Raw genomic sequence first — 23,175 nt, 5'->3', positions numbered from 1 at the left:
TGTTTACTTCACTCCACTAAATCCAATATTCAGCTATTGATCTCTACTATATCTGCAATTGTTTCTCATTTTACTCCCATATAAAAACAGTGTTTAAACCGTTATGAACTCATTGACTAATTGAACTAATAAAAAAGAGAATGATTAGAATTGAGTTATCCTAATCATTCTCTGCCTATAATTTAAATAGCATATTGTTTAATTGTTCATTTTTAGTTTTAAGCCTTATTAAACTTCTTTCTGATAGACTTTTCTACAAAAATCACAAAAATACCTAATAGCATAACCAATACTGCCATATATAATGGAAATTCATAGTTTACATCATATAGTCCTCCAGCTACAAGTGGACCAATAAAGTTCCCCATACTTGTAAACGTTGAGTTGAGACCACCAGCAAATCCTTGACGATCTGCTGCAATATTTGAAAAATAATTTGTAATTGCTGGACGTATCATGTCAAAACCAATAAATACAACAAAACTGATAATCATAATTGACCAATAGCTATGCACTAGAGTCAATCCAAGTAAAATTAACGCTGAATATATCAGTGCATATGTGATAAATGTCAATTCTTTAAAGTATTTCATGAATTTATCGAAGAAAAATACTTGGAAGATAGCACCAAAGATGCCTCCACCTGTAATTGCAAATGAAATATCTAATGGTGAATAATGTGCTTTATCAGCAGTATATAACGGGAACAATGTCTCAAATGCTGATAGACCAAATGCTAATACCAAAGTTAGAACAATAGGTGTTATAAACACTTTCCAATTAATTTTAGACAATAATTCTGGCTGATATTTTGTAAAACCATCTTGCGTTTCATTCTTAGGATTTTTAATTAATATCACAGATAATACCAAGGCTAAACAGCCACTACCACCTGCAACAAAGAATGGTAATCTATGTGAGAATTCTGCTAAAAATCCACCTAGCCCAGGTCCTAAAATAAAGCCAGAGTTAATAATTGCAGACATATAGCCAAAATTTTTGGCTTTGTCTTTTCCTGGTGAAATGTCGGCAATCATACCTGTTACACCAGGCATAACCATCCCTGCACTAAATCCACCTAATATTCTTGAAATAATTAGCAAACTAAATGAATGACTTACCGCAAATAAAAATTCAGATATCGCAAATAGTGCCAATCCAATACAAATGATTAACTTTTTACCAAGTTTATCTGCTAACGTCCCTCCAAAAGGCGATATGACCATTTGAGCAAGTGCAAATGCTGCTACTAGCACTCCAAGATCACTACCATTAAGCCCTAAGTCTTTAAGATAAACTGGTAGTACCGGTACAATTAAGCCAATACCTAAAAAGACTAGAAAAATATTAAAATATAAAATTACAAATTGCTTATTCACATGGCTCCCTCCATTCTATTGCTTTGGATAGAGTAAGTACGATTTACATTTTCAAATTGAAGTTCACAGATGTTTAACCTATTTAACAAATAAAGACTATAATTTTTAATTAAGATAAAATTTTATTAACTCACATTTTTTAAACTATAAATACCTTATACCCTATTCCCTATATAATTGTCGCAAACATAATATTAGAACATTCTATAACATATAGACTATAAAACACAATAGAAGAATTTTATTTTTTACTGTAAATTATGAAATATGCGTTATTACAGTATATAATAATGGGTAAAGAGTGATAGGACGGTGATTGAGAATGGTATATCAAGAAGATAATAATACAATCGTACTAGTGTTAGAACAAGGAGAAGATATCGTAGAAGCAGTAACGGATATCGCTCGTGACAAAAATGGAAAATTTGGAACTGTGAGCGGTATTGGCGCTTGTTCTGAAGTCGAATTAAACTTCTATAATCTAGAAACTAAAACTTATGAGAAAAAACTGATACAAGAGCCTTTAGAATTAACAAGCTTATTAGGTAACATTTCACATATTGATGATCAACCGTTTGCACATCTACATGCGACGTTTGGCACGAACAAATATGAAACTTATAGTGGTCACTTATCGAAAGCAACTGTTTCTGCTACAGCAGAAATTGTTATCACAATGACAAATTTAGATATTAACCGAAAGTTCAATGATGAAATAGGTCTTAACCTACTCAATTTATAGAAAAAATCATATATCGATTAACTCAAGAGCTTATGACAAAGTGTATTGTTATGTACTTGATCATCGACAGTAATTATGTTGCTATTTAACTTGGAGTTTAGCAGAACTATATACAGATTAATTACTGCACACGATTTTCTGAATACATTCAATACTATTGTCCTAGGCTCTTTCTTCTTTACATGAGATTTTTGATATTTAGTGCTTTATACACTTACACCACTTATACCACGTATTAATATCACACAATCGATTGCACATTAACCTTAATTATATTTCTACATTACTACTGCAAAAAATTAGCAATTATTGATTTTTATTTTTACAACTTGTATTATGTATATTTGTATTTCAAAAATGTGGAACTACATTTTTTTATTATCTCTGGGAATTACGTGCAATACTCCCGAGGTTAAATATTTTAAAATTTATTATTTAATATAATTAAAAGGTAGGTGTGAATATGCGCGCACGTTATATTGCTAGAACTGTTTTTCTTATTTTAATGATTGTATCTATATTCTTTAATAGTTTTTATAAATTTATGACACTCAACTTATTTCTAGCCTATGTACCATTTGAGCTTTGTTTGTTACTCAATTTATTTAAACCCAAATTTAAATTTGAATGGCCACTTTTTATTATTTTTTCACTTATTTTCTTATTGATGGTCCCGAACACATTGTACATGGTTACAGACCTAATACATTTAAATCAATTTTCATTTAATTTTTATCAGGGCTTGATACTAATTGAATGGGCGTATTTTACTTTTCTTGTATCAGCAGTCATATTTGCGCTATACCTCTTAACTATTATGTTTTTAGAAATGGAACGATTCACACATTACAAATGGTTAAATTATGTGCTGATTGTCATAATGATGTTCTTAAATGGATTCGGGATATTTATCGGTCGCTTTTTAAGATTACATTCCGTGTATCTGATTAATGAACCGATGCGAATATTTAAAGAGGTCGTATTACGCACTGATATAAATGCATTTGGTTTTATTCTATTATTAGTCGTGCTACAAGTCTTATTATTTTCATTCGCGAAAGGAGTGCGAGCTATCAAATGACGTTTAATATTATACTCCTAGTGATTGTATTAATTATCGCTCAACTTATCATTGGTCATTTGTTACATGATATTGGCTTTAGTTACAAAAAAAGTATTATCTTAATGTGCTTTCCCCTTGGTATTGGTCTATTTTATTTACAACTCTTCTACTATGAACGCCGATATCATAAATGGGATGTTCCAATACAAGCCAAGTTAAGACTAAAATATATGTATATCTTAACCTTTTTCGAATATGTAGCAGTCTATATCTGTTTATTTAAAATGTAATAACATATATGAACTTCGTATTGCTTGCGAGACACCTAAGGGCGTAAGGTGAATGTCGAGAGCAAGGCTCGCCCCCCCAAGATAAACAAGCAATAACAATACGGAATATTGATATAAATAACAAGCCCATCAAAGATTTTTGTTCTTTGATGGGCTTAATGCTGGGTGTTTATGTTCCAAACGCTTTATAAATAACTATTATTAATAGTAGTCTTTTATTTATTTGTTAATGATTGTTTTACTTCAGTCACCGAATCAGCTGAAATTTGCAATTGTTGTTGTTCATCTTCTGATAATTGTAACTCGACAACTTGTTCAATTCCATTTGCTCCTAAAATAGTTGGAACGCCTAAACAAATATCAGTAAAACCATATTCACCTTCTAATAGTGCAATACTTGGTAATAATCTCTTTTGATCCTTTAAAATTGCCGCAATCATACTATAAATTGCTGAAGCAGGTGCATAATATGCTGAACCATTGCCTAATAATTCAACAATTTCTGCTCCTCCCTTTCTAGTACGTTCAACAATTTTTTTAATTGTATCACTATCCAACATCTTACTTAAAGGTATGCCGTTGACATTTGTTGAATCTACTAAAGGTACCATTGTGTCACCATGACCACCTAAGACCAAGCCTCTAATATCCTTTACAGATACATTAAGTGCCTCCGCAATAAATGTCTGATATCTTGCTGTATCTAAGATTCCAGATTGACCAATCACTCGTGATTTAGGGAACCCAGATGCCTTTATTACTGAATATGTCATCGCATCAACCGGATTAGTCAAGACAATGATTGTACAATCAGGTGAATATTTAACAATATTTGTTGTAACATCATGCATGACGGATTCATTTACTTGAACTAAGTCATCTCTACTCATTCCAGGCTTTCGTGGAACCCCTGCAGTAATTACCACGATGTCAGAATCTGCAGTATCTGCATAATCGATAGAGCCTTTCACATCAACATCAAAGCCATAAACAGGACTACTTTCTAAAATGTCTAAAGCTTTACCTTTAACTTGACCTTCGTTGTGTGGTCGGTCAATCATTACAACATCTGCAAGTTCTTGCTGTGCGATAATGAACGCCAATGTTGCTCCTGTATTACCTGCTCCTATAATTGAAACCTTTCTATTTGCCATAATATCCCTTCAATCATTAATTTATTATCTTTATTATAACATCAGAAATAAATATATTGTCTCAGCACAAATAAAATAGTGATTCATTTTAGTTAACTAGGTTTATCAGCTTTACTTATTCTTTTTAGAACGTTTTAACCATTTCCAAATAACGAAAATGATTAGAATAGCTAAAATGATATAGATAATACGTGAATATATATCCATATAATGTACAATCGTATGCCAATTACCACCGACAGCTTGCCCTAAATAAATTAATACAATATTCCAAATCAGAGTACCTATCGTGGTAAAAATAATAAATAATGGCATGTTCATTCTTGTTAAGCCTGCTGGAATTGAAATCAAACTTCTTAATAATGGTACAAAACGACAGAAAAATATCGTCCAATAGCCATACTTTTCAAACCAACCAATTGTTTTATCTAAATCTTGGGTCTTTACACGTAATATTTTCCCATAGCGATTAACAAAACGATATAGATTTCGTTCACCTATCCAAGCGCCGATACCATATAATACAATAGCACCTAACACTGAGCCAATCGTTGATGTGATAGTAACGCCAAGAAAACTCAAATCAGATTTCGTAGTCATAAATCCACCAAAGGTTAATATAATTTCTGAAGGAATTGGTGGAAACACATTTTCTAAAAAGATTAGAAACGCGATTCCCCAATAACCAAATTTCTCCATAAAGTGTGTAATCCAGACTTCCATTCATTTCCCCCTATAATCGTATTATCTATTTTATGATTATAATTCCCAATTCTTAGCCTAGCTAAAATAGAAAATATTATATTAAATTGTTTGCTGCTGCGTATAAATAAAGTGATAAACCGAATAATGTTAATGATAAGATGGTTAATATTAATGACAAAATTGTAGTTCGTTTATAATGTTTTATAAATGATACGAACAAAATGCCGCCATTATATAAGAAAAATAATCCAAATAATGTCATCATTATATTTATATCCGGAAAGCTTAGATTTAATATCGCAATAATTAATGCAAATGCTAAAAATGGAATATTAATAAAGTTACGTTCAAATTTAAGTTGCTTTCTACGATGTGTTTCATTTTGGTTATTCATTACTTTTACTCCTCTTACAAATAAATTACGCTATGTCATGTCCTAAAGATGCCGTATAAATATCAAACCATTCTTGATCCGTCAATGTTAATCCAAAGCCATCTATTGCTTCATCTATTCTATTAATATTATGTGTACCTAATACTGGCATAATAGATGCAGGATGCTTATTTAACCAAGCCACAATAATACTATTTGTAGATACATTATATTTTTCTGTTAATGGTGTTATTACAGTCATGATGCGTTGTGACCTTTCGTCTTTCGGATCAAACAATTTACCACCAGCCATAGGACTCCATGCCATTATTTTAACATCATCTTTAAACATATGGTTGATAATACCATCATCAAGCGCATCTAAGGTATATGGTGAAACCTCCAATTGATTGACAGTAATATGTAGTTTGTCGCAAACCAAACTACGATTTATTAAATCATATTGAGATTTGTTAAAGTTCGACACACCAAAGGACTTGACCTTACCTTCCGTAACCAACACCTTTAACGCGTCTGTAATTTCTTCAGGATCCATTAATGGTGATGGCCTATGGATGAGTAGTGAATCTAAATATTCCACGTTCAACTCTTGAAGAGAGCGTTCAACTGAACGTTTAATATGTTGACTACTGTGATCATAGCGATGACCATCTGCATTTGGTATGCGGTCTGTCGGCAAAACAATGCCACATTTCGACACTATTTCTAACTGTTCACGCAATTGCGGTGATAACTTTAACGCCTCTCCAAAGATACCTTCACAACTATAATTGCCATAAATATCGGCATGATCCATTGTAGTGATTCCTCTATCATGTAATTCGTTGATATATCTATTTAATTCTTGCGCCGTCCAATTCCAGTCTTTCGCCCTCCAAAATCCTTGTATGAGTTTAGAGAAAGATACGTGTTGATTAATTTTAACTTTTTCCATAATTGCACCACACCTCTACCTTTTTAATTATGTGAATTGTAATCCGTCTAATTTATTGCGTAATCGATTGATGTCAAGTTGTTCGCCAATTAATACAATCTTTAATTCCATTGCCTCATCAATAACATGGTAATCTGGCAATCCATTTGCATATTGAAATTCATAAGTATCCATCGGTGCATCTCGAAACTTAACATATCCCTTTAATCTTAGAACATTATCAGGCAACCGTAAAATAAATTGATAAAATAGTTGTCTATCAATCGGACTAGTAAAGGTATAAACTAAACTATTAATACCATGATGATGTCCATATTTAACTCCAGTCATTGATGGTGTGGCAATATTTGCCTCATTAAGTAGTTCCTCAATATCACATTCTGTATATGTTGTGTATGTAATTGCAGCATGAGGATTTAACTCTTTTAATACTTTCAAATTTTCTTTTGCTTCATTGTCAATTAAATCCATTTTGTTAACAATAATTGCGTGACACACTTTTAACTGTTCTTCCATTAAATCTTTTGTATTATTTGTATACAACTTTCTTTTTAAAAATTGTGGCCCATCAACTAAGCCGATAACAGTAGGCACATCAGTATATTCAGCAATTTCTGGATCTTGACATGCAGCTATAATTTCTATGGGATGGGCAATGCCAGTTGCTTCAATTATTATATGGTGCATTGCACTTTCGTTAATAAAATGTTTTAATTGTTTTATTAAATCTAGTTGCGAATCACAGCATACGCAACCATTTAATATAGATGCGACCTCTACTTGATTACCGAGCGCATAGCTATCAACATCTAAATTCCCGTATTCATTAACAATAACTTGTGGCTTTTCTTGGTTGTTTAATAGGTAACTTACATATTTATTTAAAAATGTAGTTTTCCCACTACCTAGAAACCCCGTTAAGATTGTGATAGAAATTTTTCGATTTTTAATATTTTTCAAAATTATCACTCATTTCCAATAAATGTTTGCATAAGAGTTTAAATACTTATATAATTAGGTCTTTATTTGATACAATATTAAAAGACTTCCGAATTTTTGTACAGGTTTTATTTTAGCATGGCAAAGCACAAAAGTATTCAGGAGGTAGTATCGCACAACATTAGACGGATTCAGTCCGATACAGAGAGAACAAAACGGATAGAATGTCTGGAGGAGAACTTTATGTCTGAAGAACTTAATTTAAAGGAACAACTTTGTTTCAGTTTGTATAATGCTCAAAGACAAGTAAATCGCTACTACTCAAACAATGTCTTTAAGAAATACAAACTTACTTACCCACAATTTTTAGTTTTAACAATTTTATGGTCTGAGTCACCCGTAAATGTTAAAAAGGTCGTAACAGAGTTGGCACTTGATACAGGTACTGTATCACCACTACTTAAAAGAATGGAACAGGTTGATTTAATTAAGCGTGAACGTTCTGAAGTAGACCAAAGAGAAGTATTTATTCACTTAACTGAGAAGAGCGAAGAAATTCGTCCTGAGTTAGACACTGCATGCCAAGACGTCGCTGTGGCATCGTCATTAAGCTCAGATGAGTCAGATGAATTAAATCGCCTATTAAGTAAAGTAATTAATGCTTTTACTGAAGAAAAAGCAAAATAATTTTTTCTTAAGTTAAAGTCAAACAATCAAATTATAAATTTTGTAATATTGAGAGCTCAAACACAAACGTATTTGAGCCCTCTTTTTTTATTCATTTCTATTGATTTGTAACATTTGATATAAGTAACCTTTATTAGCTATCAGTGTATGATAATCTCCAGATTCTACAATATGACCTTCTATCATAACAATAATTTTATCGAAGTGTGGTAACAATCTTAAATCATGCGTAGCCACGATTAATGTTTCTGCCACTGTATGAATCTTTTCCATGATTGCATCTGTATGCGTAATATCTAATGCAGTCGTTGGTTCATCTAATATCCATAACGTAGCCTGTTTCAACAATAATCTTGCTAAGCCTAATCTCTGTATTTCTCCTCCAGATAAAGTGTTTCCACTTAATGTTATTTCTCTATCTAATTCAATATGTTGTAATCCTAAATCATTAAATACTTGTCGAATTGACTTATCATCTTTGTCCGTAAACAAATTTTCTCTGACAGTACCGTCAAATAATTGTTGAGCTTGTAATAATGCATTTATATATTGATATTTGGACTGATCTTCGACCTCAATTATGTCTTGTCCCTTTAGCTTCAGTTGTCCAGTCTCACTTTGATAAAGTCCTAGCATCAATTGTAGTAGCGTACTCTTACCAGAACCAGACGGTCCTATTACCGCTATTTGTTCACCTTCATGGATTGTTAAATTTATATTTTCCAGCACGTTTTGTGATTGATTCCAATATTTAAAGGCTACATTTTCAAGTTCAAGCAAAGGTTGTTGCTCAGACTGGTCTAACGCATGTGTACCTTGCTTAACTGGGTGTGCAATCACTTCATTTAAACTCGCTAGTGATTCATCCGTATCTGCTTTATAGTAGGCAACATTACTCATTGGTATCGCTTGTTCAAATAACGTTAACATCATTAAAACAATACTCGTCAAATACACGACATCTAATTCGTGGTGCTGAACTTGAAAGGCCCCTAAAGCTAAAGTTCCAAATAATGCGATCATGGAGACAATATTCAAACTATACTCATATAGCGTCAAGAAATTTTGCTCTCTCGCCTGAGCCTGTTTAAATGTAGTTAACTTTTGTAGTAATCCCGTTTTAAATTGGTCTACTTGGTTGAATCGCACGAGTTCTTCATAACCTTCTTTATAATCATAAAATGTACTGAGTAAGGCACTTTGTTCACGATCCACCTTTATTTTCAACTGACGGGCACGTTTACCACTTAACCATGGAATAACTAGTAATGTTAATAGCATACTTAAACATATGATTATTGCATGTATATACGAAAAATAAATCATTACAATTCCAGCAACTATTGCTGTTATACCTATTACAATAGGCGGATAATACACTCTTAGATAGATATTTTGTAATGCTTCTACCCGATCTACCATTTTTGAAATTAAATCACTTGAATTATATTTCCGATAAATATCTGGCACCACTGGAATCAATTTTTTAAAAAATTGAACTCTTACATTACGTAACATTGTAAATGTAGTCCGGTGTGACAATAAACGTTCAATATAACGCGCAATGGCACGTAAAAATCCAAACATTTTCACCGATACAATGAGTACCATTAATGCAAATAACGGTGCCCCCAGTGCACTTTGGGTAACCATATATCCACTTAAAAAGAACATTCCTAGCGCTACAAGACTACCTACCACACCTACGACGATTGAAAGTATTAAGTCTCTATCTGCTTTAAATTTAATATGGGGTTTCATCGTCTTTCACCATCCTTGTATGATTGAACAGGTTGCGTTGTGCGTTGTGATTGCACACAACCATTGTTCATCTCAATACATTTATTCGCATTTTTAATCGTATGGGCACGATGTGCAATAGTAATCATTGTTGTTTTCCGGAATGATGTGAGCAAGACCTCTTGAATAATATGTTCTGTCTTAACATCAAGCCCCGTCGCTGGCTCATCAAAGATCAATAAATCAGGTCTCAGTAATAAGATTCGTGCAAGTTCAATACGTCTCATTTGTCCACCTGATAACATTTCTCCACCTTCACCTATCACCGCATGAATACCATTTTTCAATGCTAGAACCTGTTGCTTAAGTCCTACATCATCTAGCACTTTAATAATTGTCTCATCCGGTACATCATCAAACATAGCAATATTTTCTTTAATTGAGCTACTAAATATATAGGGTGATTGACTTAGAAAGCCAATCTTTAAATCTTTATATTTAAAGGAGACACTACCCTCTATTGGTCGAAATCGTTGAGCGATAACTTGTGCTAATGTTGATTTACCTGCACCGCTTGACCCAACTAAAGCAATATTATCACCTTCATTGATATCAAGATTAATGTTATTTAATGCATTTTGTGTCGCATCTTTGTATCGATAAGTAACATTACGTAATTGTACAAGTGGGATTTGATTGATATTGACGTTATATTGTCTTTCCTCTGGTACAGTAGATTGATCAAGTAATTCAAACACTGCGTCACTGGCACCTTCACTCTGCTTTCCTGTATGGAAGGATTGACCTAAATCTTTGATTGCATTATAAAATTCAGGAGCTAAGATTATTGCTATCGCTGCTGTCTTAAAATCAATATTATGAAATAGAATAAGTCCTAAACCAGCCTCTAATGCAACTAAGCCGATACCTAACATACTAATAAATTCCAACATTAAACCTGATAAAAAAGCACTTTTTAATATTTTCATAGTTAGATCTCTGAAAGTTGTACTCTCATTATATAATTCTTGTTCAGTTACTGATGTTTTATTAAACAGTTTTAATGTAATTAATCCCTTCACCTTATTCAAAAATTGTTGGCTAAATTGATTTAGATACATCATTTTATCTTTAGATTCATCCCGCGTTTTTAAACCGAAAATGATGTAAAACAAAGGAATAAATGGTGCGGTAACAATCATTATTAATGCAGTATTTAAATGGATAAAGCACATCGCCACAATAATAAAGATTGGAATCATCATAGATTTAAATACTTGTGGCAAATAACCATTAAAAAACGATGTTATTCCGTCGATATTTTGAGTTAATGTATTTAATTGTGCGCCAATTGGTGCTACAGATTGTTTTGATATTAATTGTTGTCGCAGATCATATTTAACAACCTGAGCTAATCTATCACCCATGAGTTGATTTAATGTATTGAAGGTCGCTCTAGCTAATAATATAAATAATGTAATCGTGATTATGACGACGACATCTTGATTTGTTTTTAGCAGTAACCTATTCAATATTTCTGCGATTGAAACATTCTGTATTACAACCGTAATTGCTAATAAAATACTAAATATAAACATTAGTATTGGATAAATTTTATATTGTAAAACCATATTTGTTAATCTTTTCACAAAATATCACCTGTCACATATTATAAACTTATTCTATGAAAGTTGAATTAATTCGCATTAAATTTTAGTGGAAAATTTATGGTGGTTTCATATTTCTGTCATATTTATATTTTTTAATATTAATAGTTAAAATACCCATCAATATATAGAATATTACTACAATTTAATCTTTCTCTTAAATTCACAGATATATGTGGTAAATCATATTTTTGTTATGCTATGATTAAAAAATGAACAGCACCATATTATTGAACAAAAAGACAGAAAGTAGGTAAAATATGTTAATACTTGAATTAATAAAAGGTATTATCTTAGGTATTGTAGAAGGCTTAACTGAATTTGCCCCTGTTTCATCTACAGGTCATATGATATTAATTGATGACATGTGGTTGAAATCAAGTGAGTTCCTCGGCTCTCAGTCCGCTTTCACTTTTAAAATTGTAATTCAACTCGGCTCTGTTTTTGCCGGTGCATGGGTATTCAGAGAACGTTATTTTGAAATGTTACACATTGGTAAATATAAATCAGAACCCATCGACGGTATTGGCCAAAAGCCTAAACGTTTGAATTTATTACATATCTTAGTAGGTATGATTCCTGCAGGTATTTTAGGCGTATTATTTGATGACGTAATTGAAAAATATTTATTTAGTGTTCCAACAGTTATGATTGGGTTGTTTATAGGTGCAATTTACATGATAGTTGCAGACATCTATAGCAAAAAAGTTACTAACCCTAAAACTGTAGACCAAATCAACTACTTCCAAGCCTTTGTCATTGGCTTATCACAAGCTGTAGCGATGTGGCCAGGTTTCAGTAGATCAGGGTCAACAATTTCAACTGGGGTATTAATGAAGATGAACCATAAAGCAGCCTCTGATTTTACATTTATTATGGCTGTCCCAGTTATGCTAGCAGCAAGTGCACTATCTTTAGTCAAAAATATGGAATATATTCACATCAGTGATATCGGATTCTATATTTTAGGTTTCTTAGCTGCATTTATAGTTGGTTTAATCGCAATTAAGACGTTCCTATTCTTAATCAGTAAAGTAAAGCTGATTCCATTTGCAATTTACCGAATTATTTTAGTTATTATCATTGCAATTCTTTACTTTGGTTTTGGTATTGGACAAGGCATCACAAATGCATAATTACAACATACTTTAAGATTGGACACATGCGTCGCATGTGCCCAATCTTTTTTTGCACCAAGAGCATATATCTCGAGGATTTAAATGCGTAGCGCGCTATTTATTTATTTTTAATAAGCCTTTTATAAAACTGTAATTACAGTTTATTTTCATGTATCATAGGGTAATATGAAGATAGTATAAATTAAATGGAGGCAACGAGTATGGACAAAAAACAATTAATCAAAACAATCATCACAGTAGCTCCTGTGTTTTTAGTACCTCTAATTGTTGAGCGAAAAAAAATAAAAGATCATCCAGATGTTAAAAAGGCTACAGATAAAACTGTAAGTGTTTCAAAAACAGTAGCAGGTAAATCAGTTCAATTTAAAGATGCAGTTGTTGATAAATCATCTACTGCAAAAGACTATGTCGTAGAGAAAAAACATGACAGAGATCAAAAACGTGAATTAAAGCGTATTGCTAAAGAACATGACCCTGCTTATATCGAGAAAAAAGGCGAGAAATTAGCTAAAGAAAATCGTAAAGAAGCTAGTAAAATGGATAAAATTTTACAAAAAAACATCGAAAAGCGTCATAAACAAGAAGATAAATTACGCGAAGAAAACAAAAAGCAACGTATTAAAGACATGAAAAAAGCCAACAAACATATGGAAAAAGTTGGTCTTACACCTGGAAAGCTTGACGCTACTACAGAGAAAAAAGGCGAGAAGTTAGAAAAAGATAACCGTAAAGATATCAATAAATTAGATAAAATTCTACAAAAAAATATTGATAAACGCCATAAACAAGAAGAAAAAGAACAAGAGCAGAATAAAAAAGCTAGATTAGCTGAATTTAAAAAATATAAAAACTACGTTGCAAAAAGTGTCGTAAAACAAAACAACGAAGAAAAAGGCAAATAATTTCATGACACGAGTCATAATAGATGGAGATGCTTGTCCTGTAACCAATTCAGTTATTGAATTGACCAAAGGGACAGGCATTTTTGTTATAATAGTACGTAGTTTTAGTCACTTTTCTACTGTAATACAGCCTGCTCATGTAGATACTAAATATGTTGATGATGGACCAGACGCCGTTGATTATCGTATTGTGCAACTCGCCAAATCAAATGACATTGTGATTACACAAGACTATGGTTTAGCCAGTTTACTAATCAACAAGGTACATACTGTACTCCACCACAAAGGATTTCGTTATGATGCACAAAATATTAATACATTATTAGAACAGCGCCATGTCAGCGCACAATTTCGAAAAAGTGGCGGTCGGACAAAAGGACCTGCTCCCTTTACAAATCAAGATATTAAAGTTTTTGAGTCAAAATTTATAACATTAATTCAAGAATTGTTATAAACAAAGGAGGATATGAATATGAAACGCATTGCTGTTTATTGTGGTGCAAGTAAAGGAAACAATGAAACATATATGAAAGAAGCATATCAATTAGGTAAAAGTATGGCAGAACAAGGCTATGAACTTGTGTTTGGCGCTGGTTCTGTTGGTATTATGGGCGCAATTCAAGATGGTGTGTTAGACCATGGTGGACGCGCTATCGGTGTTATGCCTAACATGTTAAATGAACGAGAAATCACTAGTCAAAAACTAACAGAACTTATACTAGTTGATTCAATGCATGAACGAAAGTATAAAATGGCAGAGCTTGCAGATGCCTTCGTTATGGCTCCAGGTGGTGCTGGATCATTAGAAGAGTTTTTCGAAATGTATAGTTGGGCACAAATAGGTATTCATGAAAAACCAATCGCAATTTATAATATCAATCATTTCTATGACCCATTAAATACTATGATTCATCATATGATTGAGGAAGGTTTTATCGATGATAAATATAAATCACTGGCCCCATTGTGCGAAACGCCCGAACAGCTATTTGAAACAATTAATACCTACCAACCATTAGGTATTAGAACATATGACTAATTGTCACTATCATTAAAACGTATTATATTTACTTTCATCTTTGTTAATTGCTTACCAAAGCACTCTGTTCCATCCTAAAGTAATAGTTTTCATATACAATAAAAATGCTATTCTTCTCTACGTTATGAGAGGAATAGCATTTTTTATTACATATTTTCAAATCATATTACCGTCTGGTGAATGTTTTGCCTTTTAAACCTTATTATTAAAGTTTCACGTCAAACATTAACCGCTTATTTAAATAATTGAATAAGTTGTTTAATAATAATAAATACCACAACTAAGATAATAATACTTGATATTTTATTAAGTATTACAATCCATTTGCCTCTCTTATCTATGTGATGTAAAGTTTTTCCCAATATTGCAAGCAAGACAAACCATATCCATGAAACCAATATAGTAGCAATAGTAAATGCCACCTTATCCTCACCATGATACAGTGTTGCATTGGTCCCTATTACACCTACTGTGTCCATAACAGCGTGTGGATTTAATAGAGAAACTGACATTGCAAAAGTAATTTGTTTTTTGACTGACAATGCCGACTGTTGAGACACCTTTCCAACTTGTTCATTCCATAATGTCCAAGCCATATATAGTAAAAATACTAACCCAATTACATATATGATTACTTGTAACATTGGTAGCGAATAAAAGATTAGCGACACACCTAATACTGCTAATAGTATAAGAAACGTATCACAACACCCTGCCGCAATAATAACTGGCGCGACACTTTTCAAACCATTATAGTTGGCACCCTGGTTAAAAATAAAAATATTCTGTGCTCCTAATGGTAGGATTAAGCCTAGCGCTAAAATAAATCCATGTATAATAGCTTCTATCAACGAACGTCCCTCCAAATTAGCTTCTCTTAACATGCTATGGCACAACCCATAATCGTAAGAATTAATATAAATCTATAATCATTATGCTATAATAAAATTCAAATATTTTGACCAACCACGACATAATTTATAACCCAACCAATCATGAGGAGTCGTTTGCTAATGGGAAAAGCAAAATACCAACAAATTATCGATGATATCCTTCTCCAAATTCAAAATGGCTCACTTGAAGCTGGTATGAAATTACCAACTCAACGTGAACTAGCCACAATGTATCAAGTGAATCGCTCAACTGTGATACAAGCTTTGGATATATTACAAAGCTATGGCACTATTGAAAGTAAACCAAGAAAAGGATTATTTATTGCCGATAACAAATGGAATACTTATATCAAAGATAATATTCAATGGCAAACTTATATGAGTCACAGTACTTCTAAAAATAATCAGTATTTTATACAACGAATCAATGAATTAGAATTTCGTTCAGATTTATATAGGCTCAGTACCGGAGAGTTAAGTCCAAGTTTAATCCCTAACCAACAATTCAAAGAAATACTAGCACAGAGTAATGATATTCCATTAACATCAAATTATGAATACCCGTTAGGGAGTTTGAGTTTAAGAAGCGCTATTGTCGAGCATGTGAAACAATGGGGAATTGACTGCACGGTAGATCAAATATGCATTACTTCAGGGGCATTACAAGGATTGAAATTAATTGCTGATGGTTTACTGGTACCACAATCACATATCATTATTGAATCGCCTTCATATATTCATTCCATTCGAACATGGCACAATATACATGCTGAATTAAAGTCACTACCAATTTCAACAATTAAACGTAATATCAATCATATATTTAATCATTCACAACGTTTTAGACATAGTCTATTCTATACTATCCCCACCTGTCATAATCCGACACAACATAGCTATAGTATAGAAGAACGCAAAAAAATCGTTCACCAATGCCAACTACATGGTATTCCAATTGTTGAAGATGACGTATATGGCGAGCTCTACTTTAATAGGCCTAGACCACGCCCATTAAAGTCACTAGATCATAACGACAACATTCTTTATTTAGGTAGTCTATCAAAATCTGTAAGCCCTGGACTAAGAATAGGTTGGATTATTGGTAAATCAACTGTAGTTTCACACTTAGCAGATTTAAAAATGCAAAATGATTATGGAGCAAGCTCAATTTCTCAATATATTGCTACACAATGGCTTACAAATCCACAGTATCACCAATGGCATATTCAAAAATTAAAGCATGAATTATTAATAAAAAGAGACCAATTCTTACAATCATTAACAAGTTATTTTTCAAATTTAGGAACATGGCATATTCCTGAAGGTTCGTTTTACATTTGGTTTGAGCTCTATCATCCGATTGATATGAAAGCACTTTTCGATTTAGCCATCAGTCATCACATATTGATCAACCCAGGTGAAATCTATAGTGAACAAGCCAATCGCGCTATCAGATTCTCATATTCCTATATAGATGTATCAGACATAGACAACGCATTAAAACAACTAAGTCAATTGATTATTCAATTACAGTAACAAACTTATTCATTCATTTCTTACTCCTATCCTTTGTTTAACAGCGCAATAAACATCAAAATAACAGGCTGAGATATTAAACTAAACATATCTCAGCCTGTTGCATTATTTATTCATTAATAACTTATTAAAAACATTTGATTTTAAATTGTTTCCACTGTATTGATACTTCTTTAAGGTATATGTGTATATATTATTGTTGCGCCCATAGTTGAATCTCCCAACGACAATAAAATATAAAATTAAGTAAGCTTAATATGATATCGTACACACGATTTCAATTCATGATAAGGGCTCAATTCTGGATACTCAAAATGATCATAAAAGGTCATTCCAATCTTTTCCATAACTTTACGTGATGGTATATTATTTTCAGTTGAAAATGCATATACTTCAGATATTCCTTTTTGTTTAGCATATTGTAATACTGCTTCTGCACCTTCTGTAGCAAAGCCATTGCCCCACACTTCAGGTATTAAACGCCAACCAATTTCATAAAATGGCAATTCATCAAATTTATATTTACTATCACTTGTTATGTAATTTACACCAATAAAACCAAGCCAGCCATTTGTCTCCTTTAGTTCCACTGCAAATAGCCCAATACCTTCTTGATTAATTGCTTTATTCATTTTATTCATATCGCTTTTTGAACGTTGGTAACTTAATAAACTTGGAAAATATCTTCGAACTTGCGGATTGGCATTCATTTGTTGAAATAGCAGTAGATCATTTTCCTCCCAGTCACGTAACCTTAAACGTTCAGTTTCAATATAAACTGTCATTTGTTACACCTCGATACTGGTTAATTACTCCCTATACAAAAGTAACGCGTTATGACTAATCATAGCGCGCTACTCACCTAACATCAAAATTCACTAAGCTCTTGAAATATAACTAATTAATTCTACGTGAACCGGTATTTCTTTCAAACGATTACGCTCACTTTTCGGAGCAGTAAATGTCGCATCAATGAAATCATTTTGATGATTCAATTGATAAGTAGCTACGAATGTATCCGTATCTGATTCAAAATTCGGTAAATGTGCGATAACACGTTTGATTTCTCCTGTAGAATCTTTTATTTGTCTACCAGTAATATTTTCTATTTCTCTACCTAATTCAGGTAGCGTTATTGATCGACCTTCTAATAAATTAAAATCTTGTTCATGCATAATAATTACCTCTCTCCTTATATAGGATAATCATTCATTTGTTTTAACCTTAGTTTAAATGTCCCTATAAAACAAATGTAAAACAACATAACTATCCAGTAAGCCAATTCTTTTTTTATATTTTCAATTAATACACATATACTAAACTGCATTTATCATTAATGATACCCATTATAACAAGTAGCAAAACCATATTACAATAATTTCCTAGGAAATAAACAACAAAATAATAGTATATTTAATTAAACCACATATGTTTGATTTACGAATCATTTATATACTGAGCAGTTATTTCGTTCGATTTTAGAAATTTTCTTAAACAATTACTCTCATTATATTTCTAATATTTTTCTTATGCTTGTTACGTATCTGCGTTAATTTCTTTTTCTAAATCTTTTGACTTGTCTTTTAGTTTATCATGTTGCTTTTGTAATTTTTCTTTTTGTTCTTTTAAAGATTTATTATCTTTTTCAAGCTTTTTAACATCTTTCTCTAATGCTGCTTTCTCATCGCTTTTTCCACATGCAGTCAGCGCCAAAGTAGACGCTAATATTAAAGCTAAACATTTTTTCATTTGGGAGCTCCTTTTTCATACATTATCACAATTATCTTATCATTTATCCTTGTTGTGTTCATTATTTAACGGTAATTTTTTGGTCATTATTACTTTACTCACTTGGTAACCTTTTTGTTGATTCAACTGTTGCATCATTATATTATGAGCATCAACTGTGCCTTGTATTTCCTCAGCTCCTTGATCTATCGCCCATTGCTCTATTTCATCTTTCAACTTTGATGCTATACCTTGTTGTCTATACCTCAAAGCGACATATAGAAATTCAATGAGGACCTTCTGTTCATGCTTTAAATAGCGTCCCCAAATCACTCCTATTAATGTATCATCTACAATATGTGTAATTAGGACATCCGTTCCGTGGTATAACCCATTTAAGAGCATCTCTTCGCGTAACGCGACCGACAAAGTTGTCTGTTGATAATCTTGATTCTGCCTTTCAAGTTCACTTTCATGAAGCTGTGCTATTTGTGAAATAATATGCTTATCTTCGTATGTTATATATCGCATGTAGCCCCCTATAAAAAAGTTATATTGATTTCTCTTATTATATTCGTCATAATAAGCCTATCATTAATATTTTATAAAAAGGAATGCGAAATTCAAATGAAATCTACTGAAAAATTGATGCGCGAAAATAATGTTAAATCTTTACGCCTAAATAATACGGATAGAGAAATTTTCGAAAATTATATGACATATGTACGTGCTGATTTAAGTGTGAATCCTCATGATTCTGAAAAAATGTTGAATCGCATTTTAAATCAACTTTTTAAAGCTGAAAATAATGGCACTTTAGCTATGGATTTCTTTGACCATGATCCAAAAGCACATGCCAAAAAAGAGTTAAAAAAATTGCCTAATGAAACACTGTACAATATTTTTAAATACATCGTTCAACATCTATTATTATTTTTTGGTATCTTTTGTTTTTTAAAGGGCTTTATAGGTTTCTTCATTGGCGCGAATCGTCTATATTTATATACATTCCCAATCATGATACTCATTGGCATTTTCATCATCTTTTTGTTTATTTGGATGGCTTTTAAAACAGTACAGATGCAGTGCTTTACAAAATCACATTGGACTTGGATAATTACATATATAGTAATATTGCTCCTATTATCAGCAATATTTTATGTATTTTTTATTCCACAATCTAGCTTAGCTTTTGGACCCTATATCTTTGTTGGTAATTGGACATTTATCATTATCTCATTCATCGTGTTACCCATTGCCTTGTATATAGATCACAAATTCATTAAAAAGGAAACAACTACTTCCTTATAAAACACATTTTTATAAAATAACGAGTCTGAAACATAAAGTTTTGGATCTGTATAAACAGGCAATTTCTATTGAAATAATATAGAAATTGCCTATTTCAATATTATTTGGAGTGATATGTTTTACAACTATGCTAACATTTGAATTCATCAAATTTATTTCCAGGCCTTATTTCAACGATTTCATTAACTTAACGCGATATAACATTTGATCACATACGTACTGAAGTTACCTTTGGTAGTCTAGCTGAGTCATGTTACAGTCTTTATACTTAAAATATTTCGGTATTTTATTTTATAAGTGGTTATTAAATGAGAGGATCTTAACTTTTTCTTTCAATAGTATACTAATCTGACTTTACACATAGACACATTGTATATAGGTGAGACTCCAAAGAAGCAATGACAGTTGAAGACCAAAAACGAGAAGGCAAATAGGAAAGCGAGACAACAAATAATAAATGAAGTACTGTGTGTTTTATGATTTAAACATAAACAAAAGATATTTAATTAACGTACCTTAAAGTATTTCAATGTAAAATCATAATTCTTTACAACGTATTTTGGCGAGACTCCTGAGGGAACAGGACAAGCTGAAGACTACAGGCTGAAGCTGTCCCCTAGGAAAGCGAGACAACAATACGAAATATTGAAAAAATAATAGATAAGTTATCTTGTGCATTTGATGATTTATATCTCAACACAAACACTATACATTCAATATGGGTACCCTAAAGTATTTCAATGTAAAATCATAATTCTTTAAACGTATTTTGGCGAGACTCCTGTGGGAACAGGACAAGCTGAAGACTACAGGCTGAAGCTGTCCCCTAGGAAAGCGAGACAACAATACGTAATATTTAAATATTAAAAAAGCACACAGATAAATTGATAATTTATCTGTGTGCTTTATTGTATGTCCTTGAGACACTTTATTTTAAACACAAGTAGTAAATTCATTATTTATATGGCATATACTACATCAAACACATGAAACAATAACGTTTAACTATGAATGAGATACTAGTGTATCTTCCTTACGTTCAACAGCTATACTGATAAATAAGAATATTAAACCGATAACAGTTAAAATAGGTGCAATTAAACTTAATGATGCAAGTGGTAAGTTTGTAACCACAACACCACCAATAAAGGCACCTAATGCATTACCTAAATTAAATGCAGATTGATTTAAAGTACTTGCTAAAGTTGGTGCATCTTTAGAAATTAACGTACTCTTAAATTGTAAAGATGGACTCATACTAAAGCCGATTAAACCAAAGAAGAAAATACCTGCTACCATAAGAATACCGCTTGTCTGTACAAAATATAATAAAATGAAATACAAAATAAACACAACAAAGATAATTTTAAGTGCTTTATTTAGATTCCAGTCTGCAAGTTTACCACCTACAATATTACCTAATGTCACACCCACCCCGAAAATGATTAATAAATAAGAAATCAAGTTTTCCGGTACATGTGAAACATCTGTTAACGTCGAAGAAATGTATGTGAAGTAAGCAAAAACGCTACTAAAACCAAACAATGTTACTGCTAACGTTAACCACAAACGCTTTTCTTTTAATATCTTTAATTCTTTGAGTACTGAAGATTTCACAGTTTCACGACGCATAGGAACAAATATAATAATTCCTATTAACGCAAGTACACCAATAATTGAAATAATGATAAAGGTCATTTGCCAACCAAAATTTTGTCCTACTAATGTACCGAATGGCACGCCTAAGATATTACTTAAACTCAATCCCATAAACATAAGTGCCATTGCACTTGCACGTTTTTCAGGATTAACCATACTTGCTGCAAGAATAGAACCAATCCCAAAGAAAGAACCATGTGCTAAAGAAGTAATAATTCTACTTGTCATCATTAAGCCATAATTAGGACTTAGTGAAACGGCAATATTTCCCAAAATAAATATTCCCATTAGTACGAGCAGTAGATACTTTCTATTCCATTTGATTGTTAACATTACTAGTATAGGACCACCAATCGCTACACCTAATGCATAGCCGGTAATCAGTTGTCCTGCTTGACTGACTGTTACATCAAAATCACGTGCAATATTTGGTAACAAACCCATAATTACAAATTCTGACATCCCTATCGCAAATGCACCAATCGCAAGCATCCATATAGCTACTGGATATTTCATATGTGGTTCCCTCCGTTTTCAATTTTTTCAAACATGTTTGTGATTATACTAAAAATTGCTTAGTGAAAACAAGAGGGTTGCTTAAATTTAATTAATTTTTATAAATAATACGCTTTCATTAAATTTTTAATTACACAATTTGACATAACTATATATATTGAATGATTAAAGTTAATAAAAATAAAATAGAGTTAACACATGCAGCACCAATATTATTTGAAATATCGACACTACATTCTGTTAACTCTTTCGATTACTCACTAATGATTTAATTAATTAATAAAGCATCAACAAAGAACCAAATTACCATGATAAGCATTACAATTGCTTGCGCAACTGAACTTGCTAAGAAAGCAATAACTGAGCCGAAGCTTGCCTTCAATGCTTGTGAAAGGTTAGGTTCTTGAATTAATTCTACTATTAATACTGCTACAAAAGGAATGATAATAATACCAAATGGAGGAAATACAAAGCACCCAATAATCACACCAACTAGAGCTGCATATTCACTTAACTTTGAACCTCCAAATTTATTAACAAAATATTTATTCATTAAGAAATCTGCCAATAAAATAAATACCGTAAATAATATCATTGAAACATAGAACACCCATGTTAAATGATGATTATGAAAACCAAATTGATAAATTAAAAACCCTATCCATAAAACTAATACTGATGGGATAATCGGTTTAATCAAACCAATAAAAGCCACCACAAATGCTAAAATAATTAGTATCCATAAGATTAGAGACAAT

At 32.0% G+C, this 23,175-nt stretch carries 25 protein-coding genes; 10 read left to right on the top strand and 15 right to left on the bottom strand.

Features of this window, described 5'->3' with window-relative positions:
- Positions 1–218: 218 nt before the first annotated feature.
- Entirely contained in the window at positions 219–1,379 is a 1,161-nt protein-coding gene (gene norA / locus SH09_RS03165; RefSeq protein WP_042738170.1) for a multidrug efflux MFS transporter NorA, read from the bottom strand.
- Between the two features lie 322 nt (positions 1,380–1,701).
- Here norA and SH09_RS03160 point away from each other — a divergent pair, with 322 nt between their 5' ends.
- From SH09_RS03160 to SH09_RS03150, 3 genes are all read left to right on the top strand, one after another.
- Positions 1,702–2,121 carry a PPC domain-containing DNA-binding protein gene (locus tag SH09_RS03160; protein ID WP_042738169.1) on the top strand — a complete coding sequence of 140 codons (420 nt, stop codon included), beginning with the start codon at positions 1,702–1,704 and terminating at the stop codon, positions 2,119–2,121.
- 463 nt (positions 2,122–2,584) lie between these two features.
- Entirely contained in the window at positions 2,585–3,202 is a 618-nt protein-coding gene (locus tag SH09_RS03155; RefSeq protein WP_042738168.1) for a DUF1361 domain-containing protein, read from the top strand.
- The gene (locus tag SH09_RS03150; RefSeq protein WP_042738167.1) at positions 3,199–3,474 is read left to right on the top strand and encodes a hypothetical protein; all 276 of its coding nucleotides are present in this window, start codon (positions 3,199–3,201) and stop codon (positions 3,472–3,474) included. Before SH09_RS03155 ends, SH09_RS03150 begins: the two co-directional genes overlap by 4 nt.
- Before the next feature lie 215 nt (positions 3,475–3,689).
- Here the strand turns inward: SH09_RS03150 and mdh are convergent, their stop codons facing one another.
- The 5 genes from mdh to SH09_RS03125 form a co-directional block, all read right to left on the bottom strand.
- Positions 3,690–4,628 carry a malate dehydrogenase gene (gene mdh / locus SH09_RS03145; protein ID WP_042738166.1) on the bottom strand — a complete coding sequence of 313 codons (939 nt, stop codon included), beginning with the start codon at positions 4,626–4,628 and terminating at the stop codon, positions 3,690–3,692.
- A gap of 111 nt (positions 4,629–4,739) precedes the next feature.
- The gene (locus SH09_RS03140; RefSeq protein WP_042738165.1) at positions 4,740–5,351 is read right to left on the bottom strand and encodes a DedA family protein; all 612 of its coding nucleotides are present in this window, start codon (positions 5,349–5,351) and stop codon (positions 4,740–4,742) included.
- Positions 5,352–5,427: 76 nt separating this feature from the next.
- A complete protein-coding gene (locus tag SH09_RS03135; RefSeq protein ID WP_042738164.1) occupies positions 5,428–5,727 on the bottom strand; it encodes a hypothetical protein in 300 nt (99 codons plus the stop codon).
- Positions 5,728–5,752: 25 nt separating this feature from the next.
- Positions 5,753–6,661 carry an aldo/keto reductase gene (locus SH09_RS03130; RefSeq protein ID WP_042738163.1) on the bottom strand — a complete coding sequence of 303 codons (909 nt, stop codon included), beginning with the start codon at positions 6,659–6,661 and terminating at the stop codon, positions 5,753–5,755.
- Between the two features lie 27 nt (positions 6,662–6,688).
- Positions 6,689–7,621: a CobW family GTP-binding protein gene (locus SH09_RS03125; RefSeq protein ID WP_042738162.1), complete on the bottom strand. Its 933-nt coding sequence runs from the start codon at positions 7,619–7,621 to the stop codon at positions 6,689–6,691.
- A 222-nt stretch (positions 7,622–7,843) separates the two neighbouring features.
- Between SH09_RS03125 and mgrA the strand changes: the two genes are divergently transcribed.
- Positions 7,844–8,287, top strand: a complete 444-nt coding sequence (gene mgrA, locus SH09_RS03120; RefSeq protein WP_042738161.1) for a global transcriptional regulator MgrA — start codon at positions 7,844–7,846, stop codon at positions 8,285–8,287.
- Positions 8,288–8,374: 87 nt separating this feature from the next.
- Here the strand turns inward: mgrA and cydC are convergent, their stop codons facing one another.
- Together cydC and SH09_RS03110 are read right to left on the bottom strand one after the other, a co-directional pair.
- Positions 8,375–10,048, bottom strand: coding sequence for a thiol reductant ABC exporter subunit CydC (gene cydC, locus SH09_RS03115; protein ID WP_042738160.1), 1,674 nt, complete (start codon positions 10,046–10,048; stop codon positions 8,375–8,377).
- Entirely contained in the window at positions 10,045–11,676 is a 1,632-nt protein-coding gene (locus SH09_RS03110; RefSeq protein ID WP_042738159.1) for an ABC transporter ATP-binding protein/permease, read from the bottom strand. Before SH09_RS03110 ends, cydC begins: the two co-directional genes overlap by 4 nt.
- Positions 11,677–11,954: 278 nt before the next feature.
- Between SH09_RS03110 and SH09_RS03105 the strand changes: the two genes are divergently transcribed.
- From SH09_RS03105 to SH09_RS03090, 4 genes are all read left to right on the top strand, one after another.
- Entirely contained in the window at positions 11,955–12,830 is an 876-nt protein-coding gene (locus SH09_RS03105) for an undecaprenyl-diphosphate phosphatase (RefSeq protein ID WP_042738158.1), read from the top strand.
- A gap of 203 nt (positions 12,831–13,033) precedes the next feature.
- Positions 13,034–13,735, top strand: a complete 702-nt coding sequence (locus tag SH09_RS03100; protein WP_042738157.1) for a hypothetical protein — start codon at positions 13,034–13,036, stop codon at positions 13,733–13,735.
- 4 nt (positions 13,736–13,739) lie between these two features.
- A complete protein-coding gene (locus SH09_RS03095) occupies positions 13,740–14,189 on the top strand; it encodes a YaiI/YqxD family protein (protein ID WP_042738156.1) in 450 nt (149 codons plus the stop codon).
- An 18-nt stretch (positions 14,190–14,207) separates the two neighbouring features.
- Positions 14,208–14,774, top strand: a complete 567-nt coding sequence (locus SH09_RS03090) for an LOG family protein (RefSeq protein WP_042738155.1) — start codon at positions 14,208–14,210, stop codon at positions 14,772–14,774.
- A gap of 233 nt (positions 14,775–15,007) precedes the next feature.
- Here SH09_RS03090 and SH09_RS03085 read toward each other — a convergent pair whose 3' ends face one another.
- Positions 15,008–15,625 carry a LysE/ArgO family amino acid transporter gene (locus SH09_RS03085; protein ID WP_042738154.1) on the bottom strand — a complete coding sequence of 206 codons (618 nt, stop codon included), beginning with the start codon at positions 15,623–15,625 and terminating at the stop codon, positions 15,008–15,010.
- 162 nt (positions 15,626–15,787) lie between these two features.
- Between SH09_RS03085 and SH09_RS03080 the strand changes: the two genes are divergently transcribed.
- Entirely contained in the window at positions 15,788–17,203 is a 1,416-nt protein-coding gene (locus SH09_RS03080) for an aminotransferase-like domain-containing protein (protein WP_042738153.1), read from the top strand.
- 242 nt (positions 17,204–17,445) lie between these two features.
- Here the strand turns inward: SH09_RS03080 and SH09_RS03075 are convergent, their stop codons facing one another.
- The 4 genes from SH09_RS03075 to SH09_RS03060 all read right to left on the bottom strand — a co-directional run bounded on the left by SH09_RS03075 (position 17,446) and on the right by SH09_RS03060 (position 19,462).
- Positions 17,446–17,988, bottom strand: coding sequence for a GNAT family N-acetyltransferase (locus tag SH09_RS03075; RefSeq protein ID WP_042738152.1), 543 nt, complete (start codon positions 17,986–17,988; stop codon positions 17,446–17,448).
- Between the two features lie 93 nt (positions 17,989–18,081).
- Entirely contained in the window at positions 18,082–18,378 is a 297-nt protein-coding gene (locus tag SH09_RS03070; protein WP_042738151.1) for a hypothetical protein, read from the bottom strand.
- 361 nt (positions 18,379–18,739) lie between these two features.
- Positions 18,740–18,952 (bottom strand): SA0632 family lipoprotein, encoded by a 213-nt coding sequence (locus tag SH09_RS03065; RefSeq protein ID WP_052495406.1) that lies wholly within the window; start codon positions 18,950–18,952, stop codon positions 18,740–18,742.
- Between the two features lie 39 nt (positions 18,953–18,991).
- A complete protein-coding gene (locus SH09_RS03060; RefSeq protein ID WP_042738150.1) occupies positions 18,992–19,462 on the bottom strand; it encodes a GNAT family N-acetyltransferase in 471 nt (156 codons plus the stop codon).
- Positions 19,463–19,558: 96 nt separating this feature from the next.
- Between SH09_RS03060 and SH09_RS03055 the strand changes: the two genes are divergently transcribed.
- Positions 19,559–20,242 (top strand): DUF1129 family protein, encoded by a 684-nt coding sequence (locus SH09_RS03055; protein WP_042738149.1) that lies wholly within the window; start codon positions 19,559–19,561, stop codon positions 20,240–20,242.
- 1,005 nt (positions 20,243–21,247) lie between these two features.
- On the opposite strand, the gene SH09_RS03050 is transcribed toward SH09_RS03055, so the two are convergent.
- Both SH09_RS03050 and SH09_RS03045 read right to left on the bottom strand, forming a co-directional pair.
- Positions 21,248–22,417, bottom strand: a complete 1,170-nt coding sequence (locus tag SH09_RS03050; RefSeq protein WP_042738148.1) for an MFS transporter — start codon at positions 22,415–22,417, stop codon at positions 21,248–21,250.
- A 268-nt stretch (positions 22,418–22,685) separates the two neighbouring features.
- A complete protein-coding gene (locus SH09_RS03045) occupies positions 22,686–23,174 on the bottom strand; it encodes a DUF456 domain-containing protein (protein ID WP_042738147.1) in 489 nt (162 codons plus the stop codon).
- Position 23,175 lies beyond the last annotated feature (1 nt).

Origin of the sequence: Staphylococcus gallinarum, assembly GCF_000875895.1 — a bacterium.
Classification (GTDB): Bacteria; Bacillota; Bacilli; order Staphylococcales; family Staphylococcaceae; genus Staphylococcus; species Staphylococcus gallinarum.
The sequence above is the reverse complement of the archived record's forward strand: the minus strand, read 5'-3'. Positions and strand labels throughout refer to the sequence as shown.

Excerpts from the sequence above, each read along its gene's own strand:
- SH09_RS03100 (WP_042738157.1), top strand. The coding sequence starts at position 13,034 with ATGGACAAAAAACAATTAATCAAAACAATCATCACAGTAGCTCCTGTG.
- SH09_RS03065 (WP_052495406.1), bottom strand. The coding sequence starts at position 18,952 with ATGAAAAAATGTTTAGCTTTAATATTAGCGTCTACTTTGGCGCTGACT.
- SH09_RS03060 (WP_042738150.1), bottom strand. The coding sequence starts at position 19,462 with ATGCGATATATAACATACGAAGATAAGCATATTATTTCACAAATAGCA.
- SH09_RS03105 (WP_042738158.1), top strand. The coding sequence starts at position 11,955 with ATGTTAATACTTGAATTAATAAAAGGTATTATCTTAGGTATTGTAGAA.
- SH09_RS03150 (WP_042738167.1), top strand. The coding sequence starts at position 3,199 with ATGACGTTTAATATTATACTCCTAGTGATTGTATTAATTATCGCTCAA.
- SH09_RS03055 (WP_042738149.1), top strand. The coding sequence starts at position 19,559 with ATGAAATCTACTGAAAAATTGATGCGCGAAAATAATGTTAAATCTTTA.
- mdh (WP_042738166.1), bottom strand. The coding sequence starts at position 4,628 with ATGGCAAATAGAAAGGTTTCAATTATAGGAGCAGGTAATACAGGAGCA.
- mgrA (WP_042738161.1), top strand. The coding sequence starts at position 7,844 with ATGTCTGAAGAACTTAATTTAAAGGAACAACTTTGTTTCAGTTTGTAT.
- SH09_RS03160 (WP_042738169.1), top strand. The coding sequence starts at position 1,702 with ATGGTATATCAAGAAGATAATAATACAATCGTACTAGTGTTAGAACAA.
- SH09_RS03095 (WP_042738156.1), top strand. The coding sequence starts at position 13,740 with ATGACACGAGTCATAATAGATGGAGATGCTTGTCCTGTAACCAATTCA.
- SH09_RS03090 (WP_042738155.1), top strand. The coding sequence starts at position 14,208 with ATGAAACGCATTGCTGTTTATTGTGGTGCAAGTAAAGGAAACAATGAA.
- SH09_RS03135 (WP_042738164.1), bottom strand. The coding sequence starts at position 5,727 with ATGAATAACCAAAATGAAACACATCGTAGAAAGCAACTTAAATTTGAA.
- SH09_RS03140 (WP_042738165.1), bottom strand. The coding sequence starts at position 5,351 with ATGGAAGTCTGGATTACACACTTTATGGAGAAATTTGGTTATTGGGGA.
- SH09_RS03075 (WP_042738152.1), bottom strand. The coding sequence starts at position 17,988 with ATGACAGTTTATATTGAAACTGAACGTTTAAGGTTACGTGACTGGGAG.
- cydC (WP_042738160.1), bottom strand. The coding sequence starts at position 10,048 with ATGAAACCCCATATTAAATTTAAAGCAGATAGAGACTTAATACTTTCA.
- SH09_RS03050 (WP_042738148.1), bottom strand. The coding sequence starts at position 22,417 with ATGAAATATCCAGTAGCTATATGGATGCTTGCGATTGGTGCATTTGCG.
- SH09_RS03130 (WP_042738163.1), bottom strand. The coding sequence starts at position 6,661 with ATGGAAAAAGTTAAAATTAATCAACACGTATCTTTCTCTAAACTCATA.
- SH09_RS03155 (WP_042738168.1), top strand. The coding sequence starts at position 2,585 with ATGCGCGCACGTTATATTGCTAGAACTGTTTTTCTTATTTTAATGATT.
- SH09_RS03070 (WP_042738151.1), bottom strand. The coding sequence starts at position 18,378 with ATGCATGAACAAGATTTTAATTTATTAGAAGGTCGATCAATAACGCTA.
- SH09_RS03080 (WP_042738153.1), top strand. The coding sequence starts at position 15,788 with ATGGGAAAAGCAAAATACCAACAAATTATCGATGATATCCTTCTCCAA.